Here is a 275-nt window from a genome sequence, read left to right as displayed (position 1 = left end):
TATTAGCAGAGTGATTATCTTTGATAAGAGGCTACCATCATGAACACTATCGCACTGATTGGCATCGATCTCGGCAAGCATTCTTTTCATGTCCATTGTCAGGAGCAATCGGGAAAAGCCCTGCTACGTAAAAAATTCACCCGAACTAAATTGATGGAATTCTTAGCCGATTGCTCTCCGGCAACGGTTGTGATGGAAGCCTGTGCTGGCGCGCATTTCATGGCAAGACGGATTGCTGATTTGGGGCATGAGGCTAAGCTGATTTCACCGCAGTT

1 pseudogene is annotated in these 275 nt (G+C 46.5%); it reads left to right on the top strand.

Features of this window, described 5'->3' with window-relative positions:
• Positions 1-39: 39 nt before the first annotated feature.
• A pseudogene (locus AAC147_RS09230) lies at positions 40-275 on the top strand (IS110 family transposase); the annotation flags it as partial.

Source organism: Xenorhabdus sp. NBAII XenSa04 (genome assembly GCF_963866145.1).
GTDB lineage: Bacteria > Pseudomonadota > Gammaproteobacteria > Enterobacterales > Enterobacteriaceae > Xenorhabdus > Xenorhabdus indica.
This window is presented reverse-complemented; position numbering and strand designations above follow the sequence as displayed.